Here is a 16055-nt window from a genome sequence, read left to right on the forward strand (position 1 = left end):
TTGGAAAGGGGGAGATGGCATGGACTTTAGTTTTACGGACGAGCAGCGAGCCATACAAAAATCCGTTCGTGAGTTTGTGGAACGCAACTTCCGAAAAGAACTCGTTGAGGAGTACGAACTTAAAGATGCGGAAAGTACGTCTTGGCCCTGGAAGCTCTTTGAAAAAATGGTTGAGGAACTGGGGGTTCAGGCAGCACCCATCCCCGAAGCATACGGTGGTCTGGGATTAGATACCGTAACATCAACCCTAATTATGGAGGAACTCTCCCGGGGGTGGACCGCCTTTGCTCTTTCGGCCTTTGCCGTTCCTTGTTCCCTTTACGCCTTCCCTATTTATACGTTCGGAACAATCAATCAGGCCGAACGTTTTGTTCTACCCCTAGTCAAAGGAGAAATTTTGGGCGGTTTTGCGCTAACCGAACCCAATGCCGGATCCTGGGCTGCTAACCAGCAAACCCGGGCCGAGCGCTACAGCAACGACGAGTATAGACTAAATGGCACCAAAACATTTATTACCAACTGCGGTCTTGCCCAATACTATGTGGTGTTTGCCAGAACCGATTTTGTGCCCGGAAAACTTCATCAAGGAATCTCCTGTTTTGTGGTGGACGGATGCAGGGCCGGTGTTGCCTCGCTTCCCATCAAAAAGTGGGGACAGAAAGCTTCACCCTTTGGAGAATTGGTTCTAACCGATTGTTTTGTGTCCAAAGAAAATTTGATTGGAAAAGAGGGTGAAGGGTATAAAATCGCCATGGCCACTCTTGATAACGGACGCGTTTTCATTGCCGCCCAAGCTCTGGGTATTGCTCAAGCCGCTTATGAGGAGGCGCTTGGTTATGCCAACCAACGAATTGTTTTTGGAGAAAAATTAAGTTCCCTGCAGCTTACGCAGGAAAAAATTGCCGACATGCGGGTGAAACTTGAGGCATCACGCCTCCTAACCTACAAAGCCGCGTGGCTCAAAGATCAAGGACTGCCTTTTTCGGAGGAGGCCTCCATCGCCAAACTTTACGCTTCCGAATGTGCTTGCCAAATTGCGGATAGCGCCATACAGCTTCATGGCGGCTATGGCTACACTAAAGAATTTGCCGCAATGCGTTTGTGGATTGAAGCGCGGGCTCTGCCGCTTTACGAGGGCACCTCGGAAGTTCAACGTCTCAAGATTGCAAGAAAAAATATCTGTGAGTAAAAAATTGTCCCGCTTACAGCAGGACGGCTTTTTAAATGCCTGTGCATAACTTTCATTGACGCCTATTACTCCGACTCCTAACCTAAAGTAAGCAACTTTACTAAGAAGGGAGAAAGAACATGCGCGAGCAGCTGCGCGATACTGTATTTTGGGTTGTCACTCTTCTACATAGCGTCTTGGGAACTTGCAATCGCCTGCGTACGGCATCGAGCGCCGAGAAAGACAAACGTCTTTATGGTTTTGGTTATAACGGCTCTCTCCCCGGACTCCCTCACTGCGATGACGTGGGACACCTGCTGATTGAGGGGCATTGTTTACGGACGCGCCACGGCGAGAGAAACCTTATTGATAATACCCAAGATGAACATTTACGAGGATCACGGGTAAGAGTAATTGCCACTCCTTGCATTAACTGCGTAAAAGACCTTGCCGCCAAAGAAGTTCGTGAGATCTTCTTTACCGGAAGCTACGCCAACGCCCTCGGGAAAGAGTTTATTGAAGAGATCTGCGCTCAAAAAGAAATTGCCCTGCAGCAAGTTCCCGTTGACTGGCAGGAAGCGCTGCAGACGATTTTGGACCGTCTGTCCGAACCGGGTGGAATTTTATATAATTCGGGGTACAAACTCCGGGTGGTAAAAGAAAAATTATGAGACCTAGACTAATCATTGGCCTTTTAGGGCAAAAGGGCGCCGGAAAGGGCCTGCTGGTTAAGACTGTTTCCAAATTGCTGCCGCAACATCGCGTTGCGGCACTTCGTTTTTCTGACCCCTTGCGTGAAATTGTTTCCATCCTCGGAAAAGAAGAATCCAGAGAAAATCTGCAGGCCTTGGGCACGGCGCTGCGCAATGCCTTTGGAGAAGAGGGGGTATTAAATTCGGCGCTTAGGGTGCGGCTGGAAAAACTTGACGCTGATATTGTCTTTTTTGACGGCATAAGAAAACAAAAAGAGGCGGAATTTATAAAGGAGCTGGGCGGCATACTTATTTTTATAGACGCCAGTGAGGAACTGCGCTTTAAAAGACGTTGCCTTAACGCCGAAAACGCGGATGAGGAGGGAATGACGCGGGAACAATTTCAAAAACAGGAGCTTGCGCCAACCGAGACCACCATCAGAACCATAGCCAACACCATGGCCGATACTGTTATTATTAACAACGGCACAATTGAGGAACTTGAAGAAAAAGCAAAATTACTCTTAAATACCCATATCCACCCTAAGCTGGCTTAGGAGAAACAAATGGTACCCAATCCCTATCCCGGAAAATTTATCGTGCTGGAGGGTGTTGACGGCTCGGGTAAAACAACCCAAACAGAACTTCTGGTTAACCACATTAGAAATGATGGCCTCGCTGTACTCAAAACCAAAGAGCCAACCGCCGACGGCATTTTCGGAAAACTGGTACGCTTCATTTATACCTGCGAGTCCCGATATGGGGGACTGCCGACTGAACTTGAAAAATGTATAAACGCCCCCACTTATCAGTTGATACGCGAAATGTCCGAGGAGGCCGCGCAACGCCGCCTAAAAGAGTTTGAAGATATTGCCGTTGAGTTAAAACAGGCAAATCACAATCGTCTTCCAAGATTGCTGCAGCTGGGCATGACTTTTGACGGACATGATCATATGGTACGCGAAATTATTCCTGCTCTGGGGCAAGGAATAAATGTTATTTCCGATCGCTGGAGATTTTCCACCCCCGCTTATGCCGCAGCAGACGGTATGCGGTGGCGCGACTTCTGGATCCTGCAGGAGGAAATTCTGAAAGGGACGCTCATCAAACCGGATCTGGTTTTATTTTTGGAAATACCGGTAAGGGTTGGTTTGGAACGCTCGCTGGCCAAACAAGGTGGCCGGACAGAGTACTTTGATACCGCAGAAAGGATGGATAAAATCCAAAAAGCTTATCGCGACCTCTTCTTTGGTCTTAGCCTAGAATCCCTACTGGTTCAGAAACTGGACGGAACGCCGTCTCCGGAAATAGTACACAATCAAATCTGGCGCATGACAGAACCGCTTCTGACCTAACTTATCCACAACCCTCCCTTGAGGGTTGTTTTCCATCTATGCTACTCTGGCACAAGCACATTAAGAGGAAAACACCATGCGCATTGTTGAACCTAGAGTATTTCTAGTGGGAGAAACACGACTGATTGATGAAGAATTCAACGCGTATCTTGAGCACGTCGGCGCACCCGAGTGGCGTTCAATAAAATCGCAACAGTGTCCTGACGCGCCAACCGACATAGAAAAAATGCCCGAGATAATGGGCCGCCTCTGCTACCGAAGCTGGAAGCCCAAGCTTAACCCCAATGTTACCCGAGTGCGCGAGGGCAATGACGAGTACTTAAATAATATCCTTAAATCGGCCCACGGTTCGGTTCTGGAGCATAGCTTCATTAACTTCATCTTTGCCAACGTGAGCCGCGTCTTCACTCACGAACTGGTGCGCCATCGAGTGGGGGTGGCCATATCGCAGGAAAGTCTTAGGTTTGTCCGCCTTGATAACCTTGGCTTCTGGCCGCCTTTGGTGCTTCGCGAGTATGCCGATGCCATAGACATTATGATGAAAACAGTGGGGGAGCTGGAAAAAGTGCAGGTTGAACTGGCTAAAATTCTGAAACTTGACGAACTAACCAAATTTGAACAAAAAAAGAAGCTGACCTCGGCCATGCGCCGCGTTGCCAACATTGGCCTTGCCACCACCATTGGCTGGTCAGCCAACATTCGCACCCTGCGGCACGTGATTGAAATGAGAACAAATCCCGGAGCCGAAGAGGAAATCAGACTAGTATTTGGTCTGGTGGCGGAAAAACTTAAATCCCGCTACCCCAATCTTTTTGGGGACTACACCGTAGAAGTAATTGATGGCTTGCCATGGTATAAAACAGAGTATCGCAAAGTGTAATCTGGCCACCGGCCAGATTTTTTTACAACTAACCCCCCCCCGCGATCGTGGCCGAGAGCTTAATCAAATATCTGTTGACAAAAAACAAGGGGGAGGCTAACATCAATTCAGTTATTTAAATATGCTGGGGGAAGCTCATGCCTTACGTTCCAAGCGAAAAAACATCTCCGCCCGCAGACGATAGAAAAACCCTTGATCCGGCTATTGAAGCCGTTGCGCAAGAAGCCGCAGAGACAATTACGAATAATCTTTCCTTAATTCGGGTGTATAAAAATATATTCCTTTCGGTGGCTAGACTTTTGCGCGGTTTGCTTATAGACGGCCATCTCTCAACTGCTCCTGATGCCGAAGTTAAACTGGCGCAGGCCATATACGAAGTGGGTAAAAAATATGGTTATGAGGGCGCGCAGCTTGGCGAATTGAACTATTCTATTACACGATTTATTCAACGCGTTCCGCAAATCCTGGTAGAGATGGGCAGGTGGAAAGAGAGCGATGAATTGCGCTATTGGTCCGATGCTTCAATGACAGAGGCTTTAATCTGCGCCGCAGATGTTACAAAAGAATGGGGACTTGGAATAGGCGGCGTATTTGAAGATATCAAAGATGAACATAAAGAGCGCGTAAATAAGGCCTATGAAATCGCGCAGATTTTAAAGAGCGGGGACTGCTACGACACGCCTTATTACTCCCGTATAGTGGAGGTGGTGGACGAAGACGGAAATTTGATAGGACATCTATATGTAGCACTTAAGCGCGGTGAATCAACGCTAAATGTTGATCTTTTGCCGTATCAGTTCGTCTTGAGAAAAAAGCCGCTTGCTTAGAACACATCTTTTCCACAGATTTTGAACACGCAACTAACACTTGCGTGCTTTTTTCTATTTTTGTCTAAATTTTGGAGTAGCAACGAACAAAATTTAGTAACAAAAATGAGAACCCCGCCCCAGTTTTGCCACTAATTTCACGTTAAAAACCCGAGCATCATGTAACCACGAATACTATTGCGACGTGCGGTGGCCGGATAGGCCCACCCTCGGTGCGCGAAGCCCCGTCACCAAAATTTCGATTGTTTCTTTGGCTGCCCCGAATAAGCTGGCGGGATAAAGTTAGAGAAGCAGTAGAGTGTTCTTCTCCGGTTGGAGGAAAACATAAGCAGCTATCGAAATTTGGTGCGGGGCGAAGCACGCCGCGATGCACTGGTTGCAAAACTGGTGCGGGGTTGCTACATTTCAGATATGAACCCCGTTAGAAACCGAGTTTTGTGGTCTGTGTATCTTCTGTCCAGCAAGAAAACGGGGAGGTGGTATATTGGGTCTAGTAGAGACTTGCGAAAAAGAATTTTAAGTCATAACTTGGGAAATAGTATATCAACAAAACATGGGATTCAGTGGAAGTTAGTTTATTGTGAAATAGGACTAAATAAAAACGATGCCCGTGCGAGGGAGAAATATCTCAAGTCCGGAATGGGCAGAAGATATTTAAAAAATCGTTTAAAATTCTTTTTCGCACAAGGTTTCTAACGGAGTGAAATCTGTAGTCATTTGCGGCTCACAACGCTATAAAAATGAGATTAAAAATTTCGCGGAGCGTCTCCGCAAACTCGGAGTTCCGGTTGTTTTTGAACCCAACTTTGAACGCCAGCGCAAGAAAATGCTCACCAAAGTAGAGTCAGAACGCCTTAAATCCAAGTCCTACCGCGACCGGGTGCCAGCCATGGTGCATGAGCATTTTGACCGCATCCGCAAAGCCGATGTCTGCTACGTTTATAATAAAGAGGGTTACCTTGGGGTAAACACCACGCTGGAACTTGGTTTTGCCCACGGCAAAAACATGGTGATTTATGCGCTGGAGCCGGAGAAGCCCATTGAACATGGTGGCGAGATTTGCCGCGACATTCTATTTACCGAAATCATTGACAAACCGGACGAGCTTGTGAAAAGATTGATATAGCACTTGCCAGAGAAGTAATATGCCAAAAATCTGCGACAACAAAAGCGTGGGAATACTGGTTTGGAACAAGGGAGAACTCTTAATGATTGAGCGAAGAAAGTACAACTTCGGGTTCGCGATCCCGGCCGGACATCAGGACGGAGATGACCCCGAAACTATCGCGAAAAAAGAACTTTTTGAAGAAGTTGGGCTTAAGACCGGGGGACTGGAAAAAAAACTTGAAATCGGTCTTCCCAATCCCTGCAAAAGAGAAGGCGGCGCGCAGCACGATTGGACCGTATTTGAAGCCAACGGATGGACAGGCGAAATAAAACCGTCTCAGGACGAGACCAAAAGCTACTTCTGGGCCGATCGGAAAAGAATTATTGAGCTCGCCGAACGACTTCAGGAATTTGCTAAATCCCAAGGGATTTCTCTGTCACCGGACGGCCACGACTTGCCTCGTCTGGTTGAAGCCTCCAATACCGACCCTGCTTGGCGGGAAAACCCGGGGCTTGAACCGCCTATGTACTTCTTATTTAAAGAGCTGGGAATTCTTTAATCCCGCGCAAGCGGGATTTGCGTTTTATGAGGATCCGTGATATAGTTATATAATAAATGCCTGTGGGGGTTGAGATGAAGGGTTGGAAAATACACACAAGTCCGGCTTTGATAACCATAGACGAAGACGAACTTCATTCTCTTCGCTATATCTTACTCTTTTGCAGAGAAAAATTTCTTTCCTGCTTCCTGAAAGACAAAGAACACAAAGAAGCAGAACTTCTTTTGTGGGATCTCCCGTTAATCCTTAGGGAAAGTTTTATTCCAAAGATAATGCCCTTGGCGGCCAGACTCTACCTTACCCTTGCTACTCTGGGAATTTCCGCAATTAAACGCCGACAAACGCCGGAGTGCCAACACTGCGGCCGCGATAAAAATTGGCACATTGAATCACTAAAGAAAGTAATTGCCAACCTCAATCCCGTTTATAATAAAAACTAAGACCCGCTGATGCGGGTCTTCTGAATTTAAGGACGTCTGCTGCCGGGGACGTCAAAGCCAAGATGCGGCGAAAGAAGCTTGGGGCGTATACGGTCAATCAGCTGCAGGGCTCGCCACAAAACCCCCAAGGCATCAAGCTCTGTGGTGTCAATTACAACATCAAAGTTGTCTGGAGCAAGGTGGTTTTTCAGACCATACAAACCGTCATAACGCCCCTGCTCAACCAAAACCCTTTTCTCCGTATCTTCCAAGATAGACTCGGTTGTTTTCCCTGAATTTTCTGCCCGTTCCAGCTGACGCAGCGCACCAACTTGGGGGTCAACCACGCAGCAGATGTTTATAAAAATCTTGTCTAGTGCCCGGCCTTCCTCGTGTAATTTTTTTGCTAAAAACCAAGCAATTCTTCCTTCGTGTACTCCACAATCCTTTTTCTCAAGAAACTCCATCTGCACCCAATCAACCAACCGATCAAGTTCTGGGGGAAACTCCGCATAAGCCTGGGTTAACCTAGGCTGGGGGTTTATCAACCCAGACTCCATGGCCCTTGTTACTTCCTGTGGCGGCATAGCCAAAACCATTTCACGCCCCACCTCCTCAATTTTTGCCGTAAGCCAACGAATTACTCCACCGGAGTAATAGGGCGGGGGCCAATTAAGTTTTTTTGCTAGCTTTTTGCCAAACGTGGTAGAGCCAGATCCCGGAAAACCTGTTACCGTAATGCCTAAACGCTGCATGTAAACCCCGTAGCTTTGGTGCTGCCCCAAGCATCCTCTAACTTCTGTGCTAAGTCAATATTTTGTTTTTCCAAAAAATCTGGTATGTTTATGGTGCCATGAAATCCGTAGTCTTTTGCTCAAGTCAAAGGTTCAAAAAAGACATGGAAGAGTTCGTTGCCGAACTTAAACGCTTAGCCAAGGAGCGAGATGCCCACGTTGTTGTTTTTGATCCGGAATTTGAAGATCATCCGCACGAATTCAGAAACCAGCACGAAAAAGACAGATTACAAAACCCCATGTACCGCGCCACGGTTGCCGGCAAGGTTTATGATCATCTTTTCCGTAAAGTACGCGTGGCTGATGTTTGTTTTATCTTCAATAAAAATGGATACATCGGGGCCAACACCTCGGGGGAACTTTTTGCCGCAGCGGCTTTGGGTAAAACCATCTATGCTCTAGACGATCGAACACTCATGGGTTCTTACCCGCATGATCTTTACGAGGAGCCCTCGCCCCGGAAATTAGTCCACGAGGTGATACCAACCCCGGAAGAATTGCTGAAAAGGTTGTTATGAAAAGAATACTAGCCATAGAAACAAGCTGTGACGAAACCGCAATAGCCATTGCGGAATTTTTTGGCCCAAAAAGAAAACCGCAAATCAGAGTTCTTTCCAACATCATCTCCTCACAGGTAAAAATCCATGAAAAATTTGGAGGAGTGGTGCCGAACTTGGCCAAAAGAGAACACCAGCGCAGTCTCGTACCAACTTTATTGCAGGCACTATCTGAAGCCGGGCGAAAAGATTTACGATTTAAGATTTACGATTTAAGAAAAACGCCAAAACAGAAAATTCCTAAATCTAAAGTCTTAAATCTTAAATCTGTGCTGGCGCGCGAGCCGGAGCTTTTTAAACAATTCAATAAACGAATCGTGCCTCTCGTGTCCCCCAAGATAGACGCCATTGCCGTAACCTACGGGCCGGGGCTTGCGCCGGCCTTGTGGGTGGGCGTGAATTTCGCGCGGGCGCTTGCGTATCTTTGGGGCAAACCCCTGATTCCGGTCAATCACATGGCCGGCCATCTCTACTCCGCTTTTTTGCAAAAAAGCGGCGGCCTACAAGCTATCAAATTTCCCGCGCTCGCTCTGCTGGTCAGCGGCGGACACACCGAATTGGTACTTGTGGGGGGCGGCGGAAAATTTAAAATTCTTGGCGAGACATTGGACGATGCGGCTGGCGAGGCATTTGATAAAGTTGCGAGACTTCTTGGGTTAGGGTATCCGGGGGGACCCGAAATTTCTCGGCTTGCCGATCGATTGAAGTCCGACTTCGACGGTTTTGAAGTCGGACTTCAGCGTATTAAACTGCCGCGGCCCATGACAAACTCAAAAGATTATAATTTTTCCTTTTCAGGATTGAAAACTGCGGTGTTTTACCTCGTGCGGGATTTGGGTGTAAAACGCGCGAAGAAACTCCGTCCTTTTATTGCCAAAGAATTTCAAGACGCTGTAGTGGATGTCCTCGTCAAAAAAACCATACGTGCCGCCAAAGAATATAAAGCAAAAACGGTGCTCTTGGGCGGCGGCGTTGCGGCAAACAAGCTTTTGCGCAGGAGACTTATCCGAACTGTAGCCCGCGAACTGTCAAACACCGAGTGTTTGACAGTGCCGCTTGGACTCTCGGGTGATAATGCCTTGATTATCGCTCTCGCCGCGTTTTTCGCCGGAAAGAAAAAAGCCCCGAGCAAAATCGGAGCTGATGCGAACGCCAAACTTTAAACCCTTGCTGAAAGCCCTTGGGCCAGCTTAATTTCTTGCCCGTAATTTACGGTAAACGCGGTTTCGTGGCAGAGATAGTTAAAGAGCCACGCTGCTGAAGGCATGCCGGTGCCGGAACGACGCATTCCACCAAAGGGCAAATGAACTTCTGCGCCAATAGAGGGCAGATTTACATACTTCAGACCGGCCCTACCCCTAATCTTAAACTCGCGCATCTTACGAAAGTCATTTGTAATCAGGGCCATGGAAAGGCCATATTCGTGATCATTGGCAACATGCAATGCCTCATCAAAATCACGTACTGGTACAATCACCACGTTGGGCGTGAAAAATTCCTCGCGTAAAGCAAACGTAGTGGGCCGATACTGCATACGAAAAACATTGGGCAGAACATAAAGGCCGTGTCGTCCTCCCACGTAAGAAGTAAGACGTTCCGCTCCGTCAGCCAGTATTGTCCGTTCGCAGTCAAAATATTTTTCTACGGCCGCGTTATTAATCAGCGGACCGGCAAAGTTTTTGGGGTCAAACGGGTCACCAAAGCGTAACCTTTTTACCTTATCCAGAAAAAGTTGAGTAAATTCCGGCTCGATTGCTTCTTCTACAATAAGCATGTCCGCCGAAACACAACGCTGGTGGGCGGTCTTGAACGCCGAGAGAATAGAGGCGGCAACCGCAAGTTCTAAATCAGCATCTTTTAGTACGATGACCGAGTTTTTCCCGCCCATCTCACAAACGGCAAACTTATCAAAGTGCTCGGCGGTTTTCTTTTTTACCTCTGCGCCTACTGCATAAGAACCCGTAAAAAGCTGGCCCACCGTTCCGGGGTGCGATACAAGATAGCTCCCCACCTCTCCATCTCCGTGCACCAGATTAAGAACGCCCGGCGGCACTAAAGATGTATCTCTAATGGGTCCACGAGTTGCCTCATGAAAAAGCTCCACCAGACGCTGACCGCAAAGAGGCGTATCTTCTGACGGCTTGAATACCACAGTATTCCCGGAAACCAGTGCCGGCCCGATCAGCCACGTCGGGATGGCAACAGGAAAATTCCACGGGGTGATTACTGTACAAACACCGCGGGGACTAAGATAAGTTTCTGACTCCTTGTCGGGGATCTCCGAAGAAATTTTATGCCCTATAGGATGTCGGCCCCGACCTGCACAATACTGCAGCATATGTATGGCCTCAACCACATCCGCACGTGCTTCATCAATATGTTTCCCGCTCTCGCGTGTTATCAGCTTTGCCAATCCTTCTTTATCTGCTTTCAAAAGCTGCACCCACTCATCAATGATTTCGGCACGCCTTACCCACGAGTAACGACGTGGATCACCCCAAATCGCCAGCGCGTCATTGGCAGCAGCAACCGCAGAGTCAATCTCTTCTTTGGTAGCTTGCGGCGCATAACCAAGAACGGTCCCGGCTGCTGGTTCCCCAACTACAAAATCAGCGCGCATCGGACCCCACATACTGTTGATATAATTCCTGCCGTAAAGTACTTCCACCTTGTTCTCCTTTTCAAAGAGCGCACTTTGCGCCATAATCAAGTTAGCGACAAAATTTCGTTATGTCAAGAGATCTTCCGACCCAATACAATCCAAAAGAAGTAGAGGAAAAAGTCTACCGGATGTGGGAAAAATCCGGATTTTTTGCGCCCGAGGCGCATCAGCCTCGGGCTGATAATCCGAACAGTAAAAAAACTTATGCCATCGCGCTCCCCCCGCCCAATATCACCGGCTCACTTCATCTGGGACATGCGCTGAACGCAACCATTCAGGATATCTTGATCCGCAAAAAACGGATGGAGGGATACAAAACCCTCTGGCTTCCGGGGACTGATCATGCGGGGATTGCCACCCAAAATGTGGTGGAGAAGGAACTCAAGAAGGGGGGTCTAACGCGCTACGATCTTGGGCGGGAAAAATTTTTAGAAAAAGTCTGGCAATGGAAAGAAAAATACGGGGATATTATTTTGGGTCAGTTTAAAAAACTTGGCTGTTCTCTTGATTGGTCGCGTGCCCGCTTCACTATGGATAAGGAATATCAGAAAGCAGTAAAAACCGCCTTTCTTCATTACTACAAAAAGGGTTGGATTTATAGGGCCGAGCGCGTGGTAAATTGGTGCCCGCGTTGCGCGACCTCGCTCTCGGATCTGGAACTTGAGTATCAAGAAATCAAAGGAACTCTTTACTATATAAATTACCCGCTGGCAAATGGCGGCGGGGTTATTACGGTGGCCACCACGCGGCCAGAAACCATGCTGGGAGATACGGCAGTAGCCGTAAATCCCAATGACGCACGCTATAAAAAATTTATTGGTAAAGAGGTGGTGCTGCCGCTAAAAAACAGAAAAATACCCGTGGTAGCTGACAAGGCCGTAGACCCCAAGTTTGGCACTGGGGCCGTAAAAGTAACCCCGGCGCACGACTTGCTTGACGCCGAAATTGCCCAACGCCACAAACTTCCTGCGATTAAAGTAATCGGTATCAACGGACGGATGACCAAAGAGGCCGAGCCAATATGTATCGGCCTTACGGCAGGAGAGTGCAGAAAAAAAGTCGTAGAGGAACTCCGTACAAAAAACTTCCTTGAACGAGAGGAGCAATACACGCATAACGTCTCGGTGTGCTATCGCTGTTCCGCTAATATTGAGCCCCTTCCTTCACTCCAGTGGTTTTTGAAAATGGACAAGCTGTCCAAAACAGCAATCGGAGCGGTAAAATCTGGCAAAGTAAAATTTCATCCCAAACGCTGGGAAAAAGTGTATCTTGATTGGTTAAAAAACGTCAGAGACTGGACTATTTCCCGCCAAATCTGGTGGGGACATAGAATACCGCTAAAGGGCACGGAGGATGTTCTAGACACCTGGTTTTCTTCCGCGCTTTGGCCGTTTGCGACTCTAGGCTGGCCCAAAAAAACCAAAGACCTCAAAACGTTTTACCCCACGCAGGTTCTCTCCACCGCACGTGACATAATAAACCTCTGGGTCAGCCGGATGATTTTTTCGGGCCTTGAGTTTACAAAAAAAGCTCCGTTTCAAGACGTAATAATACACGCCACCATTCTCACCAAAGAAGGAAAACGGATGTCCAAGTCGCTCGGCACCGGCATAGACCCAATGGATTTGATTTCACGCTACGGCGCCGATGCGACCCGTTTTGGCTTAGTCTGGCAAGCTATGGGTGGACAAGATATTCATTGGTCGGAAGAGCATGTGATGGCCGGTAAAAAATTTGCGAACAAACTTTGGAACATAACCCGCTTTGTGTTGTTAAAAACTAACGGGGAAATAACGGTGCCCTCCAAGGTTTCACCCCAAAGCACAGAAAGTAAAAAGATTGTCTTAAAATTGAAAAAGGTTTCAGTTTCGGTTAGTACACTTATTGATCGCTATGAGTTCGGGCCGGCCCTGCATGAACTTTATGATTTTGTCTGGCACGATTTTGCCGATAAATATATTGAGTATTCAAAAAACAAAGACAACCCGGAAACAAAACAAGTCCTTTGTTATGTTTTGATAACCACCCTTAAGCTTTTGCACCCCCTTATGCCCCTTGTCACCGAAGGCCTGTGGGGAAATCTGCCTATAAAAGGTAAAAAATTATTAATTATTGAGTCATGGCCGCGGTAATAGCAACTAATCTTGGTTATATCCTCCTTACTTTTATCCCTCCGGTATTGTGGCTTTTGTTTTATTTGCGCGAAGACAGACACCCGGAACCAAAAGTTTTGTTAATAATTACTTTCTTGGGGGGCATTGCTGCGGCCCTTTTGGCGGCGGTGGTGGAAATTTTTCTCGTTGGCAAGGGTGGGGCCGTATCTTCTTTCATCACCTTGGAAAAAAACGCTCTTTTGTTCTTTTTGATAATCGCCTTGGTGGAAGAATATATAAAATATCTTCCGGTAAAGCTGCTGATAACGAAGCGGCCAGACTTTGACGAACCGATAGATGCTATGATTTATATGATGACGGCCGCCCTTGGTTTTGCGGCCATAGAAAATTCGCTTTTTATTATGCCGCTTTTCCGGGAGGGTATTTTTGCGGGACTCGAGGTGGCAGCTAACCGGTTTCTGGGCGCCAATCTCTTACACGCACTCTCCTCGGGAATAGTGGGATTCTTTTTGGCCCGCGCTTTTTTCTCGCCGCGCCATCACCATTTTGTTGCTCTGGGAGTCATAGTAGCTTCCATCTTGCATGCACTTTTTAACTATCTTATACTGGTAAGAGAACTATTGCCGCAGAGTACATTTTACATTATTCTTCTTCTTTCTATAATGGCGGTAATGGTGTTTATTGATTTTGAAAGATTAAAAAATAATCCAAAGACTAAAGACTAAAGACAAAAACATCTGTCTTTCGTCCTTCGCCTTTCGGCGTTTTTATGTCTACTTTTTTTGAAAAACTAACAGGCTCAAGGCAGCCTTTGGCGTCGCCAACTGACGAGATTGTGCCGTTGGAAGAAAAAAGGCAATCTAACAAAAAGCTGTCAATGCCCAAAGAAGAAATACCACGCGCCCATTTAAAGATTGAGTTGGAGGATAACCACCCGACGACGGATGAGCTACAGGAAGAGGAGGGCGAACTTACGGTTGATATTTACGATCGCGGCGATTCTGTTATCATTCAGTCTACGGTGGCCGGAGTAAGGCCGGAGGATCTAGACGTTTCCTTGACCAACGACACCGTTACCATCAGGGGTAGAAGGGAAAAAACCGAAGAGGTGGACGAGCCTAATTATTACTACAAGGAACTTTTTTGGGGAACATTTTCACGCTCCGTAATTTTACCGGAGGAGATAGAAGAAGATATGGCGGAGGCATCCTTAAAACACGGCCTTCTCACTATAAGAATGCCTAAACGCCGCAAGGGGGTGGTACAAAAACTAAAGGTGAAAACTGTATAGATATAACAATAACTAAATCGCCAAGTCTGACTTGGTGGTTTTTTATTACTGTTTCTTTTCTATTTTACATACAACCGATTCGTCTGTATTTTTTGATGGCAGAACAAACTCCAAAACTCTTTCTATTATTTTTTCTCTTATTGGTATATCAAAATTGGCATTTTCAAGTTCTTTTACGATACTCTCGGATTTTTTTATGAGCTCATCCGGCACCGTATTTGTTTTCTGTCCGGCGACACTTAATATCCCCTGATTTTTTGGGGGGTTTATTTTTTTTGACGATACAGTGACGGTTTTTATTTCCTCAATGTTTTTCTTCAATTCTCCTATTAGTACCGCGCGTCTTTCTTTGGGGTCTTCCGGCAAGATCGCGTCCTCTACAAATTGTCTTATCTCCTGCCGGTCTCTGCGGCCGGCAATTCCAATGAAAGCCATTGCTTTTTCGCGAAAATCTGCGGGTAAGGAATACCAACCGATCGCAATAAAAACTAAAATAGCTAAAATAGTAACAAAAAATTTCATAACATGTCTTCTATTTAAAAATTCTAACAGCCCCGAAAGCCTCCTGCAAATCGACACACCCCCACACTCATACATGGGTGTGGGGCGGTATCTGCCCACGAGCCCGAAAAGAGTCGAAGTCTCTCTTCCCGAAGGAAGTAAGACTTCGGCGTAATTTTTCAGAATGGTGAGTAGCTGTGTGGGGTGAGGGGTTTACTTCTTAAAAAAATTATGTTAGAATAGAGGTTACTCATCTGAAACCACAACCTATAGCCCAGAGAGTTATAGTAGTACTTAAAGCCCTTTTACACCAAAAAATGAATCCCCCCACCTTCCGGTTGGTGGGGGGATGAACCTGCTGGGGGATCTGCTAATTGGCAGGCGACTGGACTTTGGATCCAGAGATGAAGGTTCGAATCCTTCTCCCCCAGCCAAGTCTGACTTGGCCCAGCCAACCTCTGACAAAATCCTGCTGCAGGGTCGGATAACTGGCAATCCAACGGACTGTTAATCCGTACGATGAGGGTTCGAATCCCTCCCCTGCAGCCAATCCTACTAATAGATAGGGGATTCGAGTTGGGAGGTCGTCTAACTGGTAGGACGCCGGGCCCTGAACTCGGAAACCGAAGGTTCGAACCCTTCCCTCCCAACCAAGCTAATCTTGGCCAACCAATTTGCTTTGCGTAACCTGCTTGACCATTATCTGTTGCGGGGAGAGCTGGCGCTCCCACCGGTCTCATAAGCCGAGTGGCGTGCGGTTCAATTCCGCCCTCCGCAACCAAACTCCATGTCAGGGTGTCGCCCAGTCCGGCCAGGGCGCTTGGCTTGGGACCAAGAGGTCGTAGGTTCAAATCCTACCACCCTGACCAACTCTTTTTTGATAAATCAGGACGCGTTTCAGTGGGGCCGTAGCTCAGTTGGGAGAGCGCCTGACCTGCAATCAGGGGGTCGTCGGTTCAAGTCCGACCGGTTCCACCAAAAACTTTTGGATGCAGTTCAAACGGGGCGGGTGTGGCCGAATGGCTAAGGCGCCAGCCTTCCAAGTTGGTTTTTTGTGGGTTCGAGTCCCACCACCCGCTCCAAATTTGATAAGAGGGACTCGAAGGGTATTTTAAAAAGCAAATGTTT

At 47.3% G+C, this 16055-nt stretch carries 18 protein-coding genes and 6 tRNA genes; 21 read left to right on the top strand and 3 right to left on the bottom strand.

Features of this window, described 5'->3' with window-relative positions; all coding sequences use genetic code 11:
* Positions 1 to 19 precede the first annotated feature (19 nt).
* The 10 genes from HYW89_02220 to HYW89_02265 all read left to right on the top strand — a co-directional run bounded on the left by HYW89_02220 (position 20) and on the right by HYW89_02265 (position 7029).
* Positions 20 to 1189: an acyl-CoA dehydrogenase family protein gene (locus HYW89_02220; GenBank protein ID QQG45711.1), complete on the top strand. Its 1170-nt coding sequence runs from the start codon at positions 20 to 22 to the stop codon at positions 1187 to 1189.
* 119 nt (positions 1190 to 1308) lie between these two features.
* Entirely contained in the window at positions 1309 to 1839 is a 531-nt protein-coding gene (locus HYW89_02225) for a hypothetical protein (GenBank protein ID QQG45712.1), read from the top strand.
* Complete coding sequence (locus HYW89_02230; GenBank protein QQG45713.1) at positions 1836 to 2417, top strand: hypothetical protein; 582 nt, start codon at positions 1836 to 1838, stop codon at positions 2415 to 2417. The genes HYW89_02225 and HYW89_02230 overlap by 4 nt, the downstream gene beginning before the upstream one ends.
* Before the next feature lie 9 nt (positions 2418 to 2426).
* The gene (locus HYW89_02235) at positions 2427 to 3215 is read left to right on the top strand and encodes a hypothetical protein (GenBank protein ID QQG45714.1); all 789 of its coding nucleotides are present in this window, start codon (positions 2427 to 2429) and stop codon (positions 3213 to 3215) included.
* Positions 3216 to 3291: 76 nt separating this feature from the next.
* Positions 3292 to 4095: an FAD-dependent thymidylate synthase gene (gene thyX / locus HYW89_02240; protein QQG45715.1), complete on the top strand. Its 804-nt coding sequence runs from the start codon at positions 3292 to 3294 to the stop codon at positions 4093 to 4095.
* Between the two features lie 137 nt (positions 4096 to 4232).
* The gene (locus tag HYW89_02245; GenBank protein ID QQG45716.1) at positions 4233 to 4922 is read left to right on the top strand and encodes a hypothetical protein; all 690 of its coding nucleotides are present in this window, start codon (positions 4233 to 4235) and stop codon (positions 4920 to 4922) included.
* A 435-nt stretch (positions 4923 to 5357) separates the two neighbouring features.
* Positions 5358 to 5618, top strand: coding sequence for a GIY-YIG nuclease family protein (locus tag HYW89_02250; GenBank protein ID QQG45755.1), 261 nt, complete (start codon positions 5358 to 5360; stop codon positions 5616 to 5618).
* A 4-nt stretch (positions 5619 to 5622) separates the two neighbouring features.
* A complete protein-coding gene (locus HYW89_02255) occupies positions 5623 to 6048 on the top strand; it encodes a hypothetical protein (GenBank protein ID QQG45717.1) in 426 nt (141 codons plus the stop codon).
* A gap of 19 nt (positions 6049 to 6067) precedes the next feature.
* The gene (locus HYW89_02260) at positions 6068 to 6589 is read left to right on the top strand and encodes an NUDIX hydrolase (protein QQG45718.1); all 522 of its coding nucleotides are present in this window, start codon (positions 6068 to 6070) and stop codon (positions 6587 to 6589) included.
* 56 nt (positions 6590 to 6645) lie between these two features.
* Positions 6646 to 7029 carry a hypothetical protein gene (locus HYW89_02265; GenBank protein QQG45719.1) on the top strand — a complete coding sequence of 128 codons (384 nt, stop codon included), beginning with the start codon at positions 6646 to 6648 and terminating at the stop codon, positions 7027 to 7029.
* A 26-nt stretch (positions 7030 to 7055) separates the two neighbouring features.
* Here the strand turns inward: HYW89_02265 and HYW89_02270 are convergent, their stop codons facing one another.
* Complete coding sequence (locus HYW89_02270; GenBank protein QQG45720.1) at positions 7056 to 7763, bottom strand: hypothetical protein; 708 nt, start codon at positions 7761 to 7763, stop codon at positions 7056 to 7058.
* A gap of 98 nt (positions 7764 to 7861) precedes the next feature.
* On the opposite strand from HYW89_02270, the gene HYW89_02275 reads away from it, so the two are divergent.
* On the top strand, positions 7862 to 8320 hold the full coding sequence (locus tag HYW89_02275) for a hypothetical protein (GenBank protein ID QQG45721.1): 459 nt from the start codon (positions 7862 to 7864) through the stop codon (positions 8318 to 8320).
* Complete coding sequence (gene tsaD, locus HYW89_02280; GenBank protein QQG45722.1) at positions 8317 to 9522, top strand: tRNA (adenosine(37)-N6)-threonylcarbamoyltransferase complex transferase subunit TsaD; 1206 nt, start codon at positions 8317 to 8319, stop codon at positions 9520 to 9522. The genes HYW89_02275 and tsaD overlap by 4 nt, the downstream gene beginning before the upstream one ends.
* Here tsaD and HYW89_02285 read toward each other — a convergent pair.
* Entirely contained in the window at positions 9519 to 11027 is a 1509-nt protein-coding gene (locus tag HYW89_02285; protein QQG45723.1) for an aldehyde dehydrogenase family protein, read from the bottom strand. The genes tsaD and HYW89_02285 overlap by 4 nt on opposite strands.
* A 62-nt stretch (positions 11028 to 11089) precedes the next feature.
* Here HYW89_02285 and HYW89_02290 point away from each other — a divergent pair, with 62 nt between their 5' ends.
* From HYW89_02290 to HYW89_02300, 3 genes are read left to right on the top strand one after another with little or no spacing between them, the layout of a single operon-like run.
* Positions 11090 to 13153, top strand: a complete 2064-nt coding sequence (locus HYW89_02290) for a valine--tRNA ligase (protein QQG45724.1) — start codon at positions 11090 to 11092, stop codon at positions 13151 to 13153.
* Positions 13141 to 13860: a PrsW family intramembrane metalloprotease gene (locus tag HYW89_02295; GenBank protein ID QQG45725.1), complete on the top strand. Its 720-nt coding sequence runs from the start codon at positions 13141 to 13143 to the stop codon at positions 13858 to 13860. The genes HYW89_02290 and HYW89_02295 overlap by 13 nt, the downstream gene beginning before the upstream one ends.
* A 44-nt stretch (positions 13861 to 13904) precedes the next feature.
* Positions 13905 to 14426, top strand: a complete 522-nt coding sequence (locus HYW89_02300) for an Hsp20/alpha crystallin family protein (GenBank protein QQG45726.1) — start codon at positions 13905 to 13907, stop codon at positions 14424 to 14426.
* A gap of 45 nt (positions 14427 to 14471) precedes the next feature.
* Here the strand turns inward: HYW89_02300 and HYW89_02305 are convergent, their stop codons facing one another.
* Positions 14472 to 14948: a hypothetical protein gene (locus HYW89_02305; GenBank protein ID QQG45727.1), complete on the bottom strand. Its 477-nt coding sequence runs from the start codon at positions 14946 to 14948 to the stop codon at positions 14472 to 14474.
* 338 nt (positions 14949 to 15286) lie between these two features.
* Between HYW89_02305 and HYW89_02310 the strand changes: the two genes are divergently transcribed.
* The 6 genes from HYW89_02310 to HYW89_02335 all read left to right on the top strand — a co-directional run bounded on the left by HYW89_02310 (position 15287) and on the right by HYW89_02335 (position 16009).
* Positions 15287 to 15361 (top strand) — tRNA-Gln (locus HYW89_02310).
* A 39-nt stretch (positions 15362 to 15400) separates the two neighbouring features.
* A tRNA-Asn gene (locus tag HYW89_02315) sits at positions 15401 to 15476 on the top strand.
* 28 nt (positions 15477 to 15504) lie between these two features.
* Positions 15505 to 15580 (top strand) — tRNA-Gln (locus tag HYW89_02320).
* Positions 15581 to 15718: 138 nt separating this feature from the next.
* Positions 15719 to 15796 (top strand) — tRNA-Pro (locus HYW89_02325).
* 33 nt (positions 15797 to 15829) lie between these two features.
* Positions 15830 to 15905: transfer RNA gene (locus tag HYW89_02330), tRNA-Ala, on the top strand.
* A 27-nt stretch (positions 15906 to 15932) separates the two neighbouring features.
* Positions 15933 to 16009 (top strand) — tRNA-Gly (locus HYW89_02335).
* The last annotated feature ends 46 nt before the right edge of the window (positions 16010 to 16055 follow it).

Source organism: Candidatus Sungiibacteriota bacterium (genome assembly GCA_016432465.1).
Taxonomy (GTDB): Bacteria; Patescibacteriota; Minisyncoccia; order Sungbacterales; family HO2-52-23.

What these genes read in the sequence shown, in the direction of transcription:
- HYW89_02220 (QQG45711.1), top strand. Translation starts at nt 20, where the DNA reads ATGGACTTTAGTTTTACGGACGAGCAGCGAGCCATACAAAAATCCGTT.
- HYW89_02225 (QQG45712.1), top strand. Translation starts at nt 1,309, where the DNA reads ATGCGCGAGCAGCTGCGCGATACTGTATTTTGGGTTGTCACTCTTCTA.
- HYW89_02230 (QQG45713.1), top strand. Translation starts at nt 1,836, where the DNA reads ATGAGACCTAGACTAATCATTGGCCTTTTAGGGCAAAAGGGCGCCGGA.
- HYW89_02235 (QQG45714.1), top strand. Translation starts at nt 2,427, where the DNA reads ATGGTACCCAATCCCTATCCCGGAAAATTTATCGTGCTGGAGGGTGTT.
- thyX (QQG45715.1), top strand. Translation starts at nt 3,292, where the DNA reads ATGCGCATTGTTGAACCTAGAGTATTTCTAGTGGGAGAAACACGACTG.
- HYW89_02245 (QQG45716.1), top strand. Translation starts at nt 4,233, where the DNA reads ATGCCTTACGTTCCAAGCGAAAAAACATCTCCGCCCGCAGACGATAGA.
- HYW89_02260 (QQG45718.1), top strand. Translation starts at nt 6,068, where the DNA reads ATGCCAAAAATCTGCGACAACAAAAGCGTGGGAATACTGGTTTGGAAC.
- HYW89_02265 (QQG45719.1), top strand. Translation starts at nt 6,646, where the DNA reads ATGCCTGTGGGGGTTGAGATGAAGGGTTGGAAAATACACACAAGTCCG.
- HYW89_02270 (QQG45720.1), bottom strand. Translation starts at nt 7,763, where the DNA reads ATGCAGCGTTTAGGCATTACGGTAACAGGTTTTCCGGGATCTGGCTCT.
- HYW89_02275 (QQG45721.1), top strand. Translation starts at nt 7,862, where the DNA reads ATGAAATCCGTAGTCTTTTGCTCAAGTCAAAGGTTCAAAAAAGACATG.
- tsaD (QQG45722.1), top strand. Translation starts at nt 8,317, where the DNA reads ATGAAAAGAATACTAGCCATAGAAACAAGCTGTGACGAAACCGCAATA.
- HYW89_02290 (QQG45724.1), top strand. Translation starts at nt 11,090, where the DNA reads ATGTCAAGAGATCTTCCGACCCAATACAATCCAAAAGAAGTAGAGGAA.
- HYW89_02295 (QQG45725.1), top strand. Translation starts at nt 13,141, where the DNA reads ATGGCCGCGGTAATAGCAACTAATCTTGGTTATATCCTCCTTACTTTT.
- HYW89_02300 (QQG45726.1), top strand. Translation starts at nt 13,905, where the DNA reads ATGTCTACTTTTTTTGAAAAACTAACAGGCTCAAGGCAGCCTTTGGCG.
- HYW89_02305 (QQG45727.1), bottom strand. Translation starts at nt 14,948, where the DNA reads ATGAAATTTTTTGTTACTATTTTAGCTATTTTAGTTTTTATTGCGATC.